Consider the following 20,121-nt stretch of genomic DNA (forward strand, 5'->3'; position numbering starts at 1 on the left):
CCAAGGCGACCACGCAACCTCGGCTCAGAACCGCATCCGGAACCCTGCGTCGGCCTTGAAGCCGTTGCTGTTGCCGAAGTCCGATACGGCCGTGTTGGCGGACACTTCCGAGAAGAGCGTGAACCGGCCCTCGTTCCAGGTGTGGCTGAGGCCCAGGCCGACTTCGCTCGACAGGCGGCGCTCGCGGCGCAGCAGCGGCGTGCCCGAGACATCGACGATGGTGCTGCCGAGCATCTCGTACTCCAGGTTCACGATGCCGTAGACGTGGTTGCGGACGGTCCCGCCGCTCGGCTGCTCCCAGCTGTTCTCGTGATCGATCGAGAGGCCGACACGCCCGCGCAAGCTCTCGCCGTCGCGCGAGGAAACGGCGGCATCGTGGGGATCGGTGAAGGTGTCGAACCGCACGTTCGAGTAGACGATCTGCGCCTGCGGAGTGACGCTGAGGCGGCCGCCGAGCGGCAGGCGATGCCCGATCTCGAAGCTGAAGGCCTCGCCCGAACCGTCGCTGTCGCTGGCGAGGCTCCCCAGCACCGCCGAGTCGAGGTCGCTTTCGAACCAGCTCAGCTGCGCCTGGGCGTCGGCGTAGAGGCCGTCGCTGCCGTACCAGGTCAGCGTCGCCCCGATGCCATAGCTGTGGGTGTCGATTTCGCCGTTCCCGAACCGCGAGCGGACCCGCGCGTCGGCCGATCCGTGGCGGGCGTTGACCCCGGCGATGAGCGTTCCGGTGCTGCTGTCCCGGAGCGCCTTGTCGAGGCCGACCTGGAGCCCCCAGGTGTCGGTATCGACATCGGTGCCGCTGGTCGAAACCGCCACCGTCGGGCGGAACCGACGGCCTTCCGCGCGGCCCCACATGCCCGCGCCGCCTTGCGTGAAGCCCGACCACCGGCGGTTGCCGACGCGCTCCTGCAGCGTCGCAAGACCGTTCAGCTTCTGCAGCGTGCCGGCGTAGCTTTCGTAGAGCGGCACGCCCGGCTGATAGAGCGGGGCCTGCGGCTCGCCCGGGCCGTCGAGCAGTGCCGAGCGCAAATACCAGTCGCCGTCCGCCGGGGTCGACGCGCCCCCCTGGAACAGCCGGTACCCGAACGCCCCGGCAACGACCGCCGGACTGCCTTCGAACTGGTAGTCGCCGTTGAGCGTGAAGGTCCCCGCCGAGCTGCCTCCGACATCGACGATCTTGATGCCTTCGACCGTCTGGGCGCCGAGCCCGCCGGTGTTGATGACCGTCACCGCGGTCGAGCCGAAAGTGTTGCCGGTCACCACCAGGCGATCGCTCGGCGAAGCGTCGCCGCCAAGCTCGGCCTCGACCTCCAGCGCCCCTCCGGTGCCGGTATAGTCGCCCGCCACCGTTAAGGTGCCGATGGAATTGCCGGTGGCGATGGTTCCGGCGTTGACCGTCGTGCAGATGGTGCCCGTGCCCCCGAGCCGGGCGCCGGCGAGGACGTTCACGTCGCCGCAAAGGCTGCCGTTCACCACCAGCGTGCCCTGCACTTGCGTGCTGCCTGCGTAAGCCGAACTGTCGCCGGTGAGGACCAGGGTCCCACCCGCCGTGGTGAGCGCGCCCGCGCCCGTGATCCTGCCGCTCAGCGTGAACACCGTGCCGCTAGCGGGCGCGATCGTTCCTGCACCGGTGAGCGCAAAGACGCGCGCACTCGTGAGGGTCGCGCTGGTCGCGAGCGTACCGCCGCTCATGGTCACAGCGCCGGCCGCCGCGCCCAGATTGGCGTCGCTGGCGATCTGCAAAGTGCCGCCGTTGATAGCCGTGCCGCCGGTGTAGCTGTTGGTCCCGCCGAGCACGAGCGTGCCGGCGTCGGTCTTGACCAACTGGGTGTCGCCCGAAAGTGCCGCGTCGATCGTCGCGGTGAACCCGGCGCCTGCCGCGCTGCCGTCGCCCACACGGACCATCGCCTGCGGCCCCATCAGCACCAGCTCGTCTCCGGTGAGCCTGTAGCCATCGGCGGCGAACTGCATCCCGGCGGCGGTAACGGCGCCAAGGCTGTCGTCGATCGTCACCGTACCGCCGGCGGCGCCGAACACCGCGAACAGGCCGTCTCTGTAGGCGGCGTTCACAGCCCCTTGGGCGTTGGCCCAGTTGTCGTTGCCGCTGCGGTTCTGCCAGGTGCCGCTGCCTCCTTCGATCGCGCCATTGTTCCTGGGGCCGGCCGCGCCGTCCCAGAAGGCGATGGCGGAATCGACCGCGTTGACCAGATTGACCTGGCCGGCGACCGATGTCTGCACGGCGACATTGCTCCCGGCGGGCAGGATCCCCAGGGCCAGGCCGTTGTCGGTGAGCGCACCGCCGTAGTCGAACACCCGGTAGACGCCGATGTCGAACGCGCCACCGGCCGACACGGTGACGTCGATCGTCCCGTCCAGGATCAGGTTCCCGCCGACATCGACAAGGTCGTTGAGCCCGCCCCCCGCCGCCCCGGCCTGCCCGAATTCGTACGCGAGGGTCGCGCCCGCCGCGAGCGAGAGATCGCCGGCGATGGTGAGCGTGCCCGCGCCGCCGGCACCAGGGGTCAGGGTCGCTCCATCGAGGAGCGCCACATCGCCGCCGATCGTGCCCGTGCCGCCGATGCTCGCGCCCCCAGCGACTGTGGTGGCGCCCACGGCCCCGGCGTAGTTGCCGTTGACCAGCAAAGTGCCCGCACCGACGCTCGTCGCGCCAATGTACGAGCCTGCGCCCGAAAGGATCAGCGTGCCGGCGCCTGTCTTCGCCAACCCTCCGGAGCCGGCGAGTTCGCTCGCCACAGTCGCAGCATAGCCGGCGCTTGCAGCACTGCCGTCACCCACTTGCACGATGGTCTCACTGCCGGTGAGCGTGAGTGCATCGCCCTGCAGGACATAGCCGTCGGTCGCGAACTGCAGTCCCGAGGCAAGGACATCGCCGCCCGCGCTGTCGACTGTGACCGTACCCGGCGCGCCGGCGAAGATCGCGAAGCCGCCTTGGGCGTAATCGGCGTTGAGCGAGCCGGAGGCGCTGGTCCAGTTGGCAGAGCCGCCGCCCACGCGCCAGATGCCGCTGCCGCCGTCGACGGCGCCGTTGTTCTTGGGCCCGGCGTCGCCGTCCCAGAAGTTCAGCGTCTGGCCCGCGGTGTTGACCAGGTTGACCTGGCCCGCGATCGCCGTCTGGACCGATACGTGGCCCGGCGGAAGCGTACCGAGCGCCAGCCCGTTGTCGGTCAGCGTGCCGCCGTAGTCGAACACGCGGTAGAGGCCCGGGCCGAATGTGCCGCCGACGGGAACTGCGACGTTGATCGTGCCGTCCAGCACGAGATCGCCGCCGATAGTGACGAGATCGTTGAGCGCCCCGCCCACCGCGTCCGCCTCTCCGAACTCGAAGTTCAGCACCGATCCGGCCGAGAGCGAAAGGGAGCCGTTGATCGTCAGCGTCCCCGCGCTGATGCCCGGCGCCAGCGTGCCGCCATCGGCCACGACCACGTCGCCGCCGATGATGCCGGTCCCGCCCAGCATCGATCCCGATGCGGCGCTGGTGAGGCCGGTGGCCAGCGACAGGTCGCCGTTGATGAACAGGCTCCCCGCCCGGACGGTCGTCGTGCCGGTGTGGTTGGACGTGCCGTCGAGCGCAAGCGTGCCCGCACCGTCCTTGATCAGATTGCCGGCGCCGGTCAGCGCGCCCGCCAAAGCCAGGCTGGTGTCGGCGTCCGTCACGAAAGTCCCGGTGCCGATCAGGTCGACCGTCCGGCCGGAGCTGAAGCTTGCGGTGGTATGAAGCGTGGCGCCATCCAGGCCGAGAACCCCGGCCGCAGCGCCAAGGCTGGCATCGCTCGCAATCCGCAGGGTGCCGAGATCGATCAGCGTGCCGCCGGTATAGCTGTTGGTGCCGCCGAGCACGAGGGTGCCGAGGTCGGTCTTCACCAGCTGGCTGTCGCCCGTGAGCGCCGCGTCGATCGTGGCGACGAAGCCGGACCCGGCGGCCGTGCCGTCACCCACGCGGATCACCGACTGCGGCCCGACCAGCACGATATCCTGGCCGGCGATCCTGTAGCCGCCGCTCGCGAACTGCATGCCCGCCGCGGCCACCGCGCCGAGGCTGTTGTCCACGGTGACAGTGCCCGCCGCCGCCGAGAAGATTGCGAACTGTCCGTCGCTGAACGGCCCGTTGAACGCGCCCGCGCTGTCGGCCCAGTTGTCGTTGCCGGCGCTGTTCTGCCACAGGCCGTTGCCGCCATCGACGAAGCCGTTCAGCTTGGGCCCCGCCGCGCCGTCCCAGAAGGCGAGCGTGGCGCCGGCGGAATTGACCAGGTTGACCTGGCCCGCGATTGTGGTCTGAACCGCGACGATCGCCCCCGCCGGCATTGTGCCGATCGCCAGGCCGTTGTCGGTCAGCGTGCCGCCATAGCTCATCACCCGGTAGACGCCGACGTCGAAGCTGCCGCCGGGCGACACGGCCACGTCGATCGTCCCGCCGAGCGTCAGGTCGCCGCCGATGCTCACCAGGTCGTTGAGCGGACCGCCCACGACATTCGACTGGCCGAAATCGAACGCGAGCCGGGATCCGGCGGTCAGGCCGAGATCGCCATTGATGGTCAGCGTGCCCGCGCCGATAGCGTCTCCGGGGGTCAGCGTAGCGCCATCATTGACCGACACATTGCCGCCGATGGTGCCGACTCCGCCCAGAGAACCCCCGACGTTCACGATAGTATGGCCGGCCGCCGCCGACTGGTCGCCGTTGATCAACAGCGTGCCGCCCGACACCGTCGTCGCACCCGCATAACTGTTGCTTCCGGTCAGGATCGTGGTGCCACTGCCGGCCTGCTCGAGCGTGCCGGAGCCGGAGATCAGGCCTGCGAACGTCACGGCGTTCGAACGGTCGAACACCAGCGCGCCATCGTTGAGAACGTCGCCGGTGATGCCGCCGGTCGTGCCGCCGGCACCCAGGCGGAGCGTGCCCACATCGATCGTCGTTCCGCCGGTGTAGCTGCTGTCCGCCGTCAGGATGGTGGTGCCGGCGCCGATCTGGTCGACCGCGCCGCCGCCCGTGATCGCCCCGGCGAATGTGAGATCGTTAGAGCGGTTGAAGGCCAGGGCCCCGTTGTTGACCACATCGCCGCCAATGCTGCCGGCCGTGCCGCCGGCGCCGATCTGCAACGTGCCCGCGGCTATGGTGGTGCCGCCGGCGTAACCGTTCGCCGCAGCCAGGACGAGCGTACCCGCACCGTCTTTCGTAAGCGCCCCGCCGCCGGCGACCACGCCGCCGAGCGTGAGCGTCGTCGGGCCGTCCGCCAGGAAAGTTCCGGCGCCGGCAAGCGTGACCGCACGGTTCGAAGTGAGCGTCGCGGTGGTGTTCAGCGTGCCGCCGTCGAGGCTCAGCCCGCCCGCCGCATCGCCCAGGTTGCTATCGGCCGAAATGCGCAGCGTGCCGCCCTCGATCGCCGTGCCGCCGGTGTAGCTGTTGGCGCCGGTCAGCACGAGGGTGCCGGCAAGATCCTTGACCAGCCCGGCGGAGCCCGTGAGCGACGCGCCGATCGTGGTGGTGATGCCGCTGTCGCTTGCGCTGCCGTCACCTACGCGGACGAACGCGTCCGTGCCGGTAAGCGTCAGCATGTCCCCGGCGATCACGTAGCCGTCGGCCGCGAACTGCATGCCCGCCGCCGAAACGGCGCCGCCGGCATCGTCGATCGTGACGGTGCCGCCCGTTCCCTGGAAGATCGCGAAGCTGCCGTCCGCATAGTCGGCGTTCATCGAGCCGCCGAGATCGCTCCAGTTGTTCTCGCCACCGCTGACGCGCCAGGTGCCGCTGCCGCCCTGGATCAGGCCGTCGTTCTTGGGGCCTGCGCCGCCATCCCAGAAATCCAGTGTCAGGCCCGCGGTGTTGACCAGGTTGACCTGCTGCAGGATCGCGGTCTGCACGAACGCGGTGCCGCTCGGCAGCAGGCCCACCGTCATTCCGTTGTCGGTGAGTATGCCGCCATAGTCGAACATCCGGTAGACCCCCGGAGCGAAGCTGCCGCCCGGGGAAACCGCCACATCGACCGTTCCATCCAGCGTCAGGTCGCCGGCGACATCGACCACGTCGTTGAGCGGGCTTCCGGGCGCATTCGCCTCGCCGAACTGGGCCAGGAATCGACTGGACGAGCTCGCGGACCGCAAGTCGCCGCCGATGGTCAGCGCGCCGACCCCGTTGCTGCCGGGCGCCAGCGTAGCGAAGTCCCCCAGGACGACGTCGCCGCCGATCGTGCCGGTGCCGCCGAGGGTTGCGCCGAGGACGGAAGTTCCGGCCGTTACCGCACTGTTGTCGCCGTCGATCAGCAGCGTGCCGCCGCCGCCGACGCTGGTGCCGCCGGCATAGCTGTTCGTCCCCGACAGGATGAGCGTGCCGCCGCCCGCCACGTCGAGACTGCCCGTGCCAACGATATCTCCGGCCAGGGCGAGCGTGGTGCCCGCATCCGGGGCGATACTCGCCAGACCGACGAGGGTGACGCCCCGCGCGCTGGCCATATCCGCGCTGGTCCGCAGCGTGCCGCTGTCCAGCGTCAGCCCGCCCGCAGCGTCGCCTAGGTTGGCATCGCTCGAAACCTGGAGCGTGCCGGTCCGGACGGTCGTGCCCCCCAAGTAGCTGTTGACGCCGGTAAGCGTCAGCGTGCCGGCACCAGCCTGGGTCAGCGATCCGGTGCCGGAAACGAGCCCGCCGAAAGTCACATCGTCGGACCGGTCGAACACCAGTGCGGCATCGTTGACCACATCGCCGAGGATGCTGCCCGACGTGCCGCCGTCGCCGATCCGCAATGTGCCCGCGCCAACCGTGGTCCCGCCGGCGTAATCGTTCGTACCCGTGAGGACGAGTGTGCCCGCGCCCGTCTTGGCGAGCGCACCGGTGCCGGTGATCGTGCCCGACCAGGTGAGGTCGGCATCGGTCTGGATCGTGCCCCCGCCCGCCTCCAGCGTCGCCGCTCGTGAGGTTGCGAACGCCGCCGCGTTCCTCAGCCTACCGCTATCGAAAGTGATCGCGCCGGCCGCGTCGCCGAGGTTCGCGTCGCTGGAGACGACCAGCGTCCCGCCGTCGATCGCCGTGCCGCCGGCATAGTCGTTGGTGCCGGTCAGAAGGAGCGAGCCAGTGCCCGTCTTGGTGAGCAGGCCGGCACCGGTGATCGTGCCCGTCCAGGTGAGCTCGGCATCGGTGTGGATCGTGCCGCCGCCCGCCTCCAGGATCGCGGCGCGGGCGGTTGTGAACGCCGCCGTGTTCCTGAGCAAGCCGCCGTCCAGGGTGAGGGAGCTCGCCACGTCGCCCAGGTTCGCGTCGCTCGAGACCACCAGCGCCGCGCCGCTGATCCTAGTCCCGCCGGTGTAGCTGCTGGCGCCGGTAAACTCGTAGATTGCACCGCCAGTCAGGTTCACGGCGCCGGCGCCGCTGATCGCGCCTCCGTAGCTCAGCGCGCCTGTGCGGTCGAAGGTCAGCGTGCCGTTGTTGACGATATGGCCGGCGATCGAGCCGGTCGCGCCGCCATCGCCGATCCGCATGGTGCCTGCGATGACCGTGCCGCCCGTGTGGGCGGCGTCGCCGGTCAGCGTCAGGGTGCCGGTACCCGTTTTAGTGAGCATCCCCGCACCGGAGAGGGCGCCGGACAGGGTCAGGGTCGTTCCGGGATCGGTCCGCACCGTGCTGCCGCTGTTGATCGCGACGTTGCGCGCGCTGACCATCGTGGCCGTGGTGTGGAGCGTTCCGCCTTCGAGGCTGAGGCCGCCCGATGCTGCGCCGAGGTTGCCGTCGCTCGATATGCGAAGCGTGCCGCTGAAGACCGCGGTGCCGCCGGTGTAGCTGTTGGTGCCCGTGAGCACGAGCGTGCCGCCGTCGGCTTTGGCGAGCTGCCCCGTTCCGCCGAGCGCGGCGCCGATCGTGGCGATGTAGCCGGTCTCGGCCGGAGTGCCGTCACCCACCTGGATGACCGTCTGCGGCTCGACCAGGTTGATCGGATCGCCCTCGATCACATAGCCACTGGTGATGAACTGGAACCCCGAGACATTGATCGCCCCGAGGTCCTCGTCGACAGTCACAGTACCGGCGGCGCCCTGGAACACGGGGATCGAGCTATCGAGATAGCCGCCGTTGGGCGTGCCCAGCTCGTCCGCCCAGTTGTCGTTGCCGCTGCTCGCCTGCCAGGTGCCAGCGCCGCCATCGATCACGCCGTTGTCCTTCGGGCCGGCGCTGCCGTCCCAATAGCGCAGCACGAGGCCCTGGGTGTTGATCAGGTTCACCTGGTTGGCCACCGACGTCTGGATCGTCAGCCCGGCCGGCGCGCCGGCGATGTCGAGCATGTTGTCGGTGAGTGTGCCGGCATAGTTGAACAGGCGGTAGATCCCCCTGCCGAAGGCACCGCCAATGGACTCGGTGATGTTCAGCGTGCCGTCGAGGATCAGGTCGCCGCCGACGTTGACCAGATCGTTGTACGTACCGCCCGCGACATTGGCTTCGCCGAGCTCGAAATCGAGCTGTGCGGCGGGATCGAGGAACAGGTCGCCGGCAATGGTAAGCGTGCCGGGGCTGTTGCCGGGCGACAGGGTTGCCCCGGCGGCCATCACCACGTCGCCGCCGATCGTGCCGCTCCCCCCAAGCGTCGCACCGGCGCTGACGGTCGTGAAGCCCGTCGCCCCCGACTGGTTGCCGTTGATCAGGAGCGTGCCGGCGGCCACGCTCGTCCGGCCGGCATAGCCGTTGTCGCCGGTCAGGATCAGCGTGCCGCCGCCGAACTTCAGTACGCGGCCGGTCCCGGTGATCGTCCCGGCGTAAGTCTGCGTGCCGGGGCTGTTGAAGTGCACTTGCCCGTGGTCGACGATGTCGCTGGTGACCGACCCCGCGGTCACGCCGTCGCCGAGCGCCAGCACGCCGGCCTCGACCGTCGTTCCGCCGGAGAAGTCGTGCGCGCCGGTCAACGTCAGGGTGCCGCCAAGCGTCTTGTGAAGCGCTTCGAACCCATCGACCTGCGCCACGGTCAGCGCGCGATTGGCGGCGTTGTTCACTTGCAGGGTATCGGCCCCGTCGCCGCCGACGACCCCACCGGTCAGCACCGCCGGATCATCGAGGACGAGCCGGTCGTCGCCGGCGCCGAGGGCGAGCGTCCCGCCAACGGTGTCGAGCGTGCCCGCGAGCGCCACCGTGTCGCCGCCGCCCCCGAGATCGCCGTTGCCACGCAGCGTACCGCCACTGTTGACGGTGATCGTGCTCGCGCCGGCATTGCCCGTGAGAGCGGACGACGCTCCGGCGGTCGCACCTTCGACCATGCCGTTGACGGCGAGCGTGCCGTCGCCGTTCATCGCCAGCGTCGCCGTCCGCAGCGTGCCGTCCACCTGCAGCGTGCCGTCGTCGACACGGGCCGCGCCGATGCTGTTGCCGGCCGCGGTCAGCACGGTGGTTCCCGTGCCGATCTGCGCGATCGAACCCAGGCCGCTCAGCGTGCCGGCGAAGCCGAACGCGTCGTTCCGGTTGAACGACAGCGTCGACGTGACCTTGTCGACGATGACGTTGCCCGCCCCGGCGTTCCCGGTGTTGCCGCCGTTGCCGATGACGAGATTGCCGTCGTTGATCACCGTGTTGCCGGTGAACGTGTTGTCGCCGGTCAGCACCCAGGTCCCGCTGTCGTTCTTCGCCAGCGTGGTGATGCCGGTGCCGGCGTTGCGCAGCGATCCCGCAAGCGTGTTGTTGCCGGTGTTCGTGCCGCCCAGCGCGACGACATAGTTGGCATTGTTGGTCTGCAGCGTCACCGGGCCCGTATCGGTGAAGACGATCGCGCCGGTGCCGGAGGATTCGATGATCGTGTTGCCGGCGGACAGGGTGAACAGACGGTTGGTGGTGTCCCCCGCGCCGGTGTAGCGCAGGGTGGAGTTGTTGCCGATGACCAGGTTGGTCGCGGAGGCCGTCGATGCGCCGATACTGCTGGCGAAGCCCCCGTTGGACAGCTTGTCGACGCCGAGCACGCCGCCGCTGATCGTGGTGATGCCGGTGTAGGTGCTGTTCGGATTGGTCAGCACCCAAGTGCCGGCATCGGTCTTTGTGAGCGCAGTCCTGCCGGTGCCGTTGTCGGCGATCAGCCCAGCGAGGAGGTTGTTGCCCGTGTTGGTGCCGCGCAGCGTCAGCGTTCGGGCAGCGTTGGTGCCGGTCAGCGCGATGGGCGCCGTGCTGGTGAAGGCAATCGCGCCGGTTCCCGACGCGTACAGACTGCCTCCGCCGGTCCCGAGCGTGAATTGCCGGTTCGTGCTGCCGCCCGAACCCAGGTATCGTAGCGAGCTGCCGCCGCTGATCACGAGATTGGCCGCCCCGGAACCCGACGCGCCGATCGAGCTGTTGCTGCCGCCATCCGCAAGGCAGTGGACCTGGAGCACGCTCGCGCCGCTGATCGTCGTGGTGCCCGAATAGCTGCTCGCACAGCCGGAGAGGGTCTGCGTGCCGCCCGCACCCCGGACCAGGTTGCCGGTGCCGATGATCGCGCCGGAGTAGACGCCGCCGTTGCTGTCGATCGTCAGCGTGGCGTTGGTGAGATTGACGGTCCTGTTGGCCGGTGCTGCGGCTTCGTGCAGGTAGTCGGCGGTGATGTTGAAGCCGTTGAGGTCGAGCGTCGTATTGGCGCCGTCGAGCCGGATGCCGCTTGTTCCGAATGCGGTGCTCGACCCGGCCCGTACCGTGCCGCCCGCGATGATGGTCGCCCCGCCGTAAGTGTTATTGCCCGACAGGATCAGGGTCCCGGCCCCGCTTTTGGTCACGGAGGTGCCGGCAACCTGCCCCGCGAACCCGAGAACGGTTCCGGCCGTGGAGACGTTGATCGTACCGTTCGTCGTCTGGAAGCCGCGGTTGGTGACCACGTTTCCGCCGGTGTATTGGAGCGTGCCGTTGATCAGGAGGTTGGTGGGCCCGCTGGTCGACGCGCCGATATCGCTGGCAACCCCGCCGTTCCGCAGGCAGGCCACGCTCAAGGTGCTGTCGATCCTGGTCACGCCGGTGTATGCGCTCGTGCAGCCGCTCATCGTCTGCGTGCCGGCAAGGACGGTCAGGCCGCCGGTGCCGCTCACCGTGCCGCTGAACGATCCCGTGCCGTTCGTGGTCAGGGTACCCGAGCCGAGGGTTACGGTGCCGCCGCCGTTGAGCCCGCGCACGGTGTTGCCGAGATTCGCGAGATCGAGGGTCGCGCCCGAATTGACTGTCATGGTCCAGGAGCCGAACGCGCTCGTCGAGCAAGCCCGCAGGGTTCCGGCGGCCACCGTCGTCCCGCCGCTGTAGCTGTTGCTGCCGCACAGGATCAGAGTGCCGGCGCCGTTCTTGGTCAGTGCACCCGCGCCCACGACGCCGCTGCTGCCGATCGTCAGGGCCGTGCCCAGTTGCGTGACGTCGAGGGCCCCGCTGCCCCCGCTCAGCGTGAAGCCGCGGTCGGTGCTGCCCGTAGCGCCGGTGTATTCGAGCTCGCCGCCATTCTGCAGCACCAGGTTCGCGGAAGCCGCGCTCGAAGCACCGATGCCGCTGGCGAGCCCGCCGTTCGCAAGATTGTCGACCGACAACGTGCCGGCGATGGTAGTCACGCCGACATAGTCGTTCCCGCCGTTGGAAAGCGTGAGCCGGCCCGCGCCGGTCTTGGTCAGCCCTTGATCGTCGGTGCTGGTGACCAGGCCCTGGAATTCGACCGTGGTGCCGGAGCTCACCTCGATCGAGGGAACTCCGAGACCGGCGTTCACCAGCGTGAAGCCCCGGTCGGTGATCGCGTCCGTAGCGCCGACATATTGGAGGGCGCCGCCCTGCAGCACGAGGTTGGCGGAGTCGGCGCTGGAGGCGCCGATCGAGCTGGCGGAGCCACCATTGGCCAGGGTGCCGATCAGCAGGTTCCCCTGGCTGAGCGTCGTGACCCCGGTGTAGCTGTTGAGTCCGCCCAGCTGGACCCGGCCCGTGCCGCCCTTGGTGAAGCCCGTGGCGCCGCCATTGTCGACGATAGTGGAGCCGATCGTCAGGACGCTGGTGCTGTTCTGCTGCACGCTCACGGTGCCGCCACCCGCAGCGCCGGTGACCCGGCCGCCCGTGATCGTCAGGAAGCGCCCAGCGACGGAGGGGGTGACCAGGATGGCTCCGTCTATGCCCAGCGTCTGTCCGTTGGCGACGGTAACCGTCGAATGGGCGTTCGCGTTATAGCGCAGGCCGGCGATCTGGACGCTGCTGCCTATGGTGCCGAAGAAAGGCGTGTTGGCAACGTTCTGATCGTCGTTGATGAACTCGGTGGCCGACCAGGTCCCCGCGTCGTCCTTGTTGGTATAGTCGGTGTTGTCGAAAGCAACGATCCGGCCGGCCACGACTTTTGCGAAATTGGCGTTGTCGATCATCGCCCAGTCGCCCAGCTTGCCGTCCGCGTTGGACGTCGTCAGGACAGCATTGCCGCTGCCATCCGGCATCAGGTCGAAATTGACCGTACCGCCCGTGCGGCTGATCGCCCCCAGGTAGAGGTTGAGCGTGCCGCCGGTAAGCACCTCGGCCCTGACCGTGTTGGCGCCCGAGGTGATGTTCAGGCCGCCGATGGTCTGGTTGTTGGTCTCGCCCGCCGCGCCTTTGACGTGCAGCATGCTGCCGTTCGACAAGGTGATCGCCGACGAAGCCGACAGGATGTTGTCGTTGATCGAGCCCGAGAGGCTGAAGTCCGCCTTCAGCGTGCCCGCTTGCACGCTGGTGGGGCCGGTAAAGCTGCTGGCGCCGGTCAGCGTCAGCACGCCGAGCCCCTGCTTGGTGAGCGCACCCGAGCCGGTGAAGGCGCCGCTGTAACTCTGGGCGGCCGCGTTGGTGATGGTGACCGCGCCCGATGGCGTCGGGCTGGCGCCGCTGCCCAGGGAGATCGTGCCGCCATTGCCGGCGATCGTCGTCAGCGCCAGGCTGGCGCCGTTGAGGTCCAAGGTCCCCCCGTCGGTCCTGACCGACGTCGTCCCGCTGAGCGCGGTAGTGCGGGCCGCCCGCAAGGTTCCGTTCTGGACGTTGACCGCCCCGGTGAAGCTGTTGTCGGCGTCCAGTTCCCAGGTTCCGGGACCGTTCATGGTCAGGCCGCCGGTTCCGGTGATGGCCCCTGTGATCCGGTTGGCTCCACCCGTGTAGGACCCGCCGAGCGTCGGGGTGGAGTTGGTGACGGTGACCGGTCCTTCGAGCGTCATCGCGCCCGTGCCGTCGTTTAGGAGCGAGCCGGTCAGGCTCCAGGTGCGATCGGTGCTCGTCGCGCCGCCGGTGTAGCTGAGGACACCGGCGACCCAGATGTCCGAACCCGCTCCCAGGGAGCTCACCACTCCGCTGTTCTGGATCGACGCGGCCTTGACGGTGACGTTCGTGATCAGGGCTGCGCCCGTGAAGCTGTTCTGCGTGCCGAGCGTGATGATGCGGCTGGCGCCCGTTCCCGCGAACTCGACCGTTCGGGCATTGTTGGAGCTGATCACGCCCAGCGCGTCGATGTCGCCCGTTCCGGCCCAGAGGCCCATCGATTCCGGCAGGCGGGTCCCGATGCCCTCGATGTCGCCGGTCAGCGTCAGCTTCGCGCCGTTGCTGCTGGCGTTTCCGATGAAGACGCCTTCTCCGCTGGGACCGCCGTTCGGCGCCCCTGGCTCGATCACCCACTTGCGATCGGTGCTGGCGGGGCCGGCGCCGGTGTAGCTGAAGAAGTCGTCGTCAGCGCGCTCTCCTGCGAAGGCGGCATGGCTCCAGCCCTGGATGTGGATCGTGTCCCCGGCCCCGACGGCGCTTGCGAGGCCGGCATCGGCGATGGACGAGAAACTGGCGGTGGCATCGTTCACGAACACGCGGACGTTGCCGGTGAAGTCGTTGGTGTCGTCGCTCAGCGTCACGCCGCCGTAGACCAGAAGAGAGCCCGCGCCGGTGAAGTGCCCGCTCCCCGCCTGGCCCTGGATCCCCCCTTCGCCGCTCACCAGGTCGATCGTGCGGCCGGCCAGGCTCACGCTGCTGTTGAGCAGCGCATTGGTCGAGAGATTGATCGCGTTGCTCGCGTTCCCCAGCGCAGAGGCATGGCTGACCGTCAGGGTGCCGGTCGTCACGTTGATGTCACCGGTGAAGGTGTTGGCGCCGCCGAGCGTCAAGGACGCTCCCGTGACATCCACGTCCCCGGAGAACGTGTTGCTTCCGGAGAGGACCAGGCTCCCCCCGGTAACGTCGAAGCTGTTGGCGAACGTGTTGTTGCCGGTCAGCGTCAGCGTGCCGGTCCCGGTCTTCGTCAGGCCGGACAGGCCGTTGATCGTGGAAGCTATCGTTGCGTTGCCGGCGCCCCCGATCGTCGGTGTCGTCCCGCCGAGCGTAAGCGTGCCGCCCGTCAGGACGTAATTGTGCGAGTTGAATGTGATGTTGTGAACGGTGATCGGGGTACCAAGCGTCACTGTGCCCGCAGTGCTGCCGAAGATCGCGTTGTCGAGCAGTGAGTTGTCCCAGACGCTATAAGGGCCGCTGATGCCGTTGGTGTTGGGGCTCCAGGTCTGGCTGGCCGGAACCGGATCGGTGCTCCAGGTGCCGGTGCCGCCGTTGCCGCTGTTCGTGCCGTTGGCGTCCCAGTTGCGGTTCGCATCCTGCGCCAGTGCTGCCGTCGGCAGCGCCATCAGCACCGCCGTCAGCGAAGCGCCGCAGAGCAGGCGTGCCGATGTCCTCATCCCGCCGCGGCGGCCGGCATGCTTGCTCTTCAGCCTCATCGGTGATCCCCTTCGGACAGGGCCCATCCGCCCGGCAGTTGCCGGCCATGGGCGTCGGTGCGGTGCGGTAATGTGCAGGAGCGAACGGTCGCGGGGCCGAACGGCGGCGACACGGGGCCGGAACGAAAACTACAGCGCTGCGACCCTCTCATACAGCCCCCTGGCTGGCGGCCCCGCTAACTCGAAGAGTCCGGAGGCTTTGCGTCCCGCCGTCGCCGACGGTTTGCCACGTTTTGATAAGGAGAGGGTTCGCCGCAAGATAGTTTCTGAAACGTAAATTTCACAATTGTTTACATTTCGCGGCAAGCTGAACGCTTGCTCGTTACTGTCGTTAATCATGATGCCTAAAGCGACATCACTTGATAGCTTGCTTAACAGACGGGATTAACGGCAGATGATACAATGGCAGCCACCATTGGCGCACTTTGGTACTTCACCGCGGCGGCCTTCACTTCGGCGAGATTGTCTCGTAGAGCATCCCGCACGCCGAAATGGGCTGCCGAGGGGTGTTGGATGACCGATGGCGGTTGCTGACGTGCATCCGGAATGTCCCCACGTGACCAGCCGCCGCAGCGTGGTAGGAGGGGATCATGACCGGTAAGCTGAATTGGGCATCGTTGCCGGCGGCGCTGGCGCTCGCCGCTTGCGCCGGCTCGCCGGAGCCGCGGGTGGCTTCGACTGGGATCTTGCCCACGGCCGGGGCATATGAAATCGCCGAGACGGGATCGCCCGCGGAACTGCGGGGGCTGGTGGCGCAGCATCTCCAGCATGGCGGCCTGCGGGCGGCGCCGGACGCCGATTTCCTGGTCCAGGTCGGTTCTTATGCGCGGCCCGCCGCCGTGGGGCTGTTCCTCCCGGACGTGAGCGAAGAGCAATGGCACCGCAGCCCTGCCCGCGGCCGCAGGACGCTCCTGCAGGGCGTTATCGTCAGCGTCACCGACAGGCGCAGCGGACGCGAGGTCTACCGCGTCACGGCCGAGCAAACGGTGCGTGGGAGCAAGGGGGCGGATGGACTTCGCCCGCTCCTGGCGGCTGCGTTCGGCCCGGCTCAGGGCAGCTAGGGTCCGCCGGGTCCTCCGCCGCCAGCGGCAACCCGATGGTAAAGGTCGCCCCTTCGCCAGGCCGGCTTTCACAGCGCACCCAGCCGCAGTGGCGGGCCACGACTGCGCGCACGAGGCTGAGCCCCAGGCCGGCGCTCCCAGAGCTGCGGTCTGCCGCAGGCCCCTGCTGGAACCGGTCGAACAGGGTCGCGATGCGGCTCTCCTCGATGCCGGGCCCTTCGTCGGCAATCGTGCAGACGGCGAATGCCTTCCCCTGCTCCTCGATCCGATCGAGGCGGCAGGCAATCCGCCCTGCTTCGGGGCTGTGGCGCACGGCATTCTCGAGAAGATTGATGACTGCGCGGGTCACGAGCGAGCGCTCGCCATGGACAAGGAGCGGCGCATCCTCGCCTTCGGTGTCGAGCGCGATCCTCTTCGCCGTAATGCGCGGCCACACATGGTCCACGGCATCGAGCAGCACGTCGGAAAGCCCGATCGGTTCGGGTTCGTACTCCAGCGTTTCGGCCCGGGCGAGCTGAACGAAGCCGTCCGCAAGCTCCATCGTCCGCTCGGCATAGCCTTCGATCCGGGCAGCCAGTTCGGGGGCGATGCCGCGCCCGCTCCCTTCGGCCAGCACCGCCAGGATCGACGCCTGGGGGGAGCGCATGTCGTGGGAGAGGAACTGGAGCATGTCCTCCCGCTGGCGCTGTGCGGTCCAGACTTCGGTGATGTCGGTCAGGCGCACGATCCAGCCCAGGTGCGCCCCGTCGGCCGAGCGCCTCGGCGCCGCCCGCACATCGAAGCAGCGGCCGTCCGCGCAGAGGTACTGACCGCCCGCGCTCGCCTCGTCCGGCGGCCACGACGGCGCGCGGGCAGGCTCCTGGCCATCGCCGCCCGCGATCTGCTCAAGCGGCTCGAAGCGGGCGAACAGCGCCTGCATGTCGAATTCCGGCGATTGCCGCAGGTCCGGCAGCAGGCTCTCGGCTTCGGCATTGGCGAAGAGGATCCGCCCGTCCCGGTCCGCCACGAACACGCTGTCGGGGATCTGGCGCAGGCTGTCGGCGGTGAAGCGGCGGAGGTCGCGTGCCTGCGCGATGGCCTGATTGAGCAGCAGGATCTGCCGCGAAACCGGGTCCGCAGCGTAGACCTGCGAAGAGCTGGCCGAAAGCGCGTCCGGTTCTGCGTGGAAGCGCTCCAGTTCCTCGATCAAATAGCTATTCGCCCCGGCCAGGCGCCGCCAGCCCCACAGCGGGTAGACCAGGGCCAGGCCGGCCAGGGCGGGAACCGGCGTAAGCCACAGGCGGAACTCCAGCAGCAGTGCCGCCGCCAGGCCCAGGGTTCCGGCCAGGAGCGCCGCGAGAAGAACCAGCGTCGCACCCGGCTGCAGCTTGCGCAGCGCCAGCAGCAGGATCCAGACGGGCAGGAGGGCGAACAGCACGCGCGCGGCGAGGCCGCCTTCCTTGATCATGCTGCCGGAGAGCAGCCCGTCCAGCATTTGGGCCTGGATCTCCACACCCGGCATGACACCGTGCCGGTTCCCTCCCGCCGTGGCGTAGCGGTCTCCCAGCCCGCCGGCCGTGGCCCCGACCAGCACCAGCCGGTCCCGAAGGACCTCCGCCGGCACCTGGCCGCGCAGCACCGAGGAGGCTCCGATGGTCGGGAAAGCCCCTGCCGCGCCCGAAAACGGAATCAGCAGGGGATCGGTCCGTGGCTGCATGTCCTGGCCGCCCACGGCGGCGCGCCTGAGCAACTCGACAAGGTGCGGCCATGCTCGATCGCCGCCTTCCCAAAGCCGCACCCGCCGCACTTTTCCGTCGCCGTCGACGATCAGGTTCACGTGGCCGATCCCGCGCGCGTTCTCAGCGACCGCCGCAACCGGCAGGATCGTATCGAACGGCGCCCCGTTCGCGCCCGGCGCCACCATCAGCAGCGGAACGAACACCGACACGGGCCCCGCCACCGCCCGGCCCAGCGCCGCGTCGCCGCGGCGCGGCTCCGTCAGCAGGACGTCGTAGCCGACGGCTTTCGGGCTGCCTTCCGCTAGCCGCTCGATCAACCGCGCCTGCACTTCGCGCGGCCACGGCCAGGAGCCGACTTCGGCGACGCTCCGGTCGTCGATCGCGACGATCAGGATGCGCGGGTCCGGAGTCCGCTCCTCGAGCCGGAGGACGAGGTCGTAGACCAGCCGGTCGAGGCGCTGCGTGGTCCGATCGTAGACCAGCCCGATCGCCAGCGCCGTGGTGACGAGGGCGACGATCCACCACTCCGCGGCGAGCCGCCCCGACCTGATCGCCTGGATCATGGCTCAGGCGGGCGGGTCATTCGGCGGAGCTGATCGTGAGCCGCTCAGCCGGCGACCATTTCCCATGCACTTGGCCATCGACGAACTGCAACGTCTCGACTCTCCAGTAAAACGTTCCGACAGGCAGATCGGTGAGAATGAAGCGTTTGGCCGACAGGCCCGGCTCGTCCACCAGCAAGTCCTCGAAAGCATCGTCCCGGGCGAGCTGGAACCGGTACTGCCGCTCCCCCTCCCCCTGGACTTCCCAGCGGAACAGGTACTGGCGGTACCGGCCCGCTTGCGTAGCATCGACCGTCGCCTCGATCCGGTTCAGCCGGCGCTGGAAGCTGTAGGTCTCGTACCGGCCTTCGAGCCCGTTCTCGTCGATCGCGGAAATCCTGACGAACCATGTCCCGTCCGGAACCGCGACGAGGCGCACGCCGGGCTCCTGCGCGATCGCCTCGGCCGCCACGTCCAGGAATCCCGCGTCCTGCGCCACTTGGGCCCGGTACTCCGCGGCGCCGGCAAGCGGCTCGATCACGAACACGAGATCGCTCTCGTCCTGCACTTGGCCGGGGTCGGCCAGGCGCGGAGCGGGGAGGAGCGCCACCGGATCGGTCAGCTCCGCCCCCGATGCCGTCGCGCCGAAGCCAGCCTCGAGCCGGGCCGTCTCGTCCCCCCGCGTCATGACCACCTCGCCTGCCAAGGTCTCGGTGCTCGCCCGGCCGGCGGCGGCATCGTACTTCACGCGGAATTCGGTGCCGCGCACGGCTGAGACGGCGATCGGGGTCGATACGTGGAACGCGTCCTCCTTCCCCAGGGGGCTCACGACCGCGCGTGCCCGTCCGCTTTCCACCGCGAACCACCGTTCCACCGCGCCGGTCAGGGTGATCCGCCGCAGCCGGCGGACGGTGACATGGCTTTGCGAGGGCAAGGCGACGGCGGAATCGTCCGGCATTCCCACCGAGACGAAGGAATTGGCCCCGGTGACGATCTCGTCCCCCTGCAGGACGGCCGCACCGGGGGCGATCGCCTCATCCTGCCCCCGCCGGCGCAGCCGCGCATCGCCGCGGAACGAGATGATCCGCGCGGCAACCGGCTCGCTCTTGAGGAGGCTTCGCGGGATCCGGAGGGTGCGTCCCACCGGCATCCGATAGGGATCGCGGACCCGGTTCAGGCGCTGCGCGATGCGCCAGTCGCCCGGCCGGCGGAAATGGCGCTCGGCCAGGCTGTAGAGGCTGTCGCCCTTGCGAACCTGGTACACGACGTCGGGCGCACTCGGCTCCTGGGCTGCCGCGGGCGCCGCCGGCAGCAGCAACAGCAGGAGGGCCAGGAGGACGCCGCGCAACGCCGACACCGTCACCGCTCGGATTGCTCGAGGCGGTATCCGTAGCCGTAGAGCGGAACCACACGGAAGCCGTTGCCCGCGCGAAGGTTCAGCTTGGCCCGCACTTTCGAGATATGCGTGTCGAGCGTCCGCGTCTGGACGTTCGCGCTCTGGCCCCAGACCGATTCCAGAAGGTACGAGCGCGAGAGGCTTCTGTTGAGGTTGCGGAACAGCAGCAGCGCGAGGGCGAACTCCTTGCTGGTCAGCGGGGCGGTCTCCTCCTTGATGCGCACCTCGTTCAGGTGGGTATCGAAGCGGTAGTCGCCGAATTGCTCGACCCGCCCTTTCGGCGGCTCCGAAGTTCGCCGGAAGATCGCGTCCATGCGGGCGAGGAGCGCGGCCGGCTGTAACGGCTTCGTGATGTAATCGTCGGCGCCGGCGCGAAACGCCGCCACCACGTCTTCTTCGAGGGACCTGACGGTGATCATCAGGATGCGCGGCGGGACCTTCAGTTGCTCTGTGACCCACCTGATCACCTCGAGCCCGGAGACGTCGGGCACGTTCCAGTCCAGCAGGATCATGTCCACTGTCTCATAGCGGAGGAACTTCATGAGCTTGTGGCCGCTCTGGAACGGGAAGCAAGTGTGGCCGGCCGATGCGACGATCTCGGTCAGTTGAGTCGCAAGACTGGGCTCATCCTCTAGGATGGCTATGCGCATATCATTCCGTCTGCCCCTTTGAGACTGAACCGGACGGACCTCCGGGTTCGCTGAGCGCAAGGGCGTCATCAGTCATGCTCCCGGGAAGTCCGGGCA

Annotated in this window: 5 protein-coding genes and 1 riboswitch; of the genes, 1 reads left to right on the forward strand and 4 read right to left on the reverse strand. The window is 68.8% G+C overall.

Going from position 1 to position 20,121, the window contains the following annotated elements; translation table 11 throughout:
• Nucleotides 1–24: 24 nt before the first annotated feature.
• Nucleotides 25–14,658 (reverse strand): autotransporter-associated beta strand repeat-containing protein, encoded by a 14,634-nt coding sequence (locus tag GRI75_RS09675; protein ID WP_160746776.1) that lies wholly within the window; start codon nucleotides 14,656–14,658, stop codon nucleotides 25–27.
• 163 nt (nucleotides 14,659–14,821) lie between these two features.
• Nucleotides 14,822–14,896, reverse strand: a riboswitch (cyclic di-GMP riboswitch).
• Nucleotides 14,897–15,248: 352 nt separating this feature from the next.
• Here GRI75_RS09675 and GRI75_RS09680 point away from each other — a divergent pair.
• Nucleotides 15,249–15,719 carry a DUF4136 domain-containing protein gene (locus tag GRI75_RS09680; protein WP_160746777.1) on the forward strand — a complete coding sequence of 157 codons (471 nt, stop codon included), beginning with the start codon at nucleotides 15,249–15,251 and terminating at the stop codon, nucleotides 15,717–15,719.
• Here the strand turns inward: GRI75_RS09680 and GRI75_RS09685 are convergent.
• Genes GRI75_RS09685 through GRI75_RS09695 form a run of 3 tightly spaced genes read right to left on the reverse strand, consistent with a single transcriptional unit; the run spans nucleotide 15,628 to nucleotide 20,025 of the window.
• A complete protein-coding gene (locus GRI75_RS09685) occupies nucleotides 15,628–18,000 on the reverse strand; it encodes a CHASE2 domain-containing protein (protein ID WP_160746778.1) in 2,373 nt (790 codons plus the stop codon). The two genes, GRI75_RS09680 and GRI75_RS09685, sit on opposite strands and share 92 nt — an antisense overlap.
• Before the next feature lie 16 nt (nucleotides 18,001–18,016).
• The gene (locus GRI75_RS09690) at nucleotides 18,017–19,327 is read right to left on the reverse strand and encodes a FecR domain-containing protein (RefSeq protein ID WP_160746779.1); all 1,311 of its coding nucleotides are present in this window, start codon (nucleotides 19,325–19,327) and stop codon (nucleotides 18,017–18,019) included.
• A gap of 11 nt (nucleotides 19,328–19,338) precedes the next feature.
• A complete protein-coding gene (locus GRI75_RS09695; RefSeq protein ID WP_160746780.1) occupies nucleotides 19,339–20,025 on the reverse strand; it encodes a response regulator transcription factor in 687 nt (228 codons plus the stop codon).
• Nucleotides 20,026–20,121: the final 96 nt, after the last annotated feature.

It is taken from the genome of Croceibacterium soli (assembly GCF_009828065.1).
Taxonomy (GTDB): Bacteria; Pseudomonadota; Alphaproteobacteria; order Sphingomonadales; family Sphingomonadaceae; genus Croceibacterium_B; species Croceibacterium_B soli.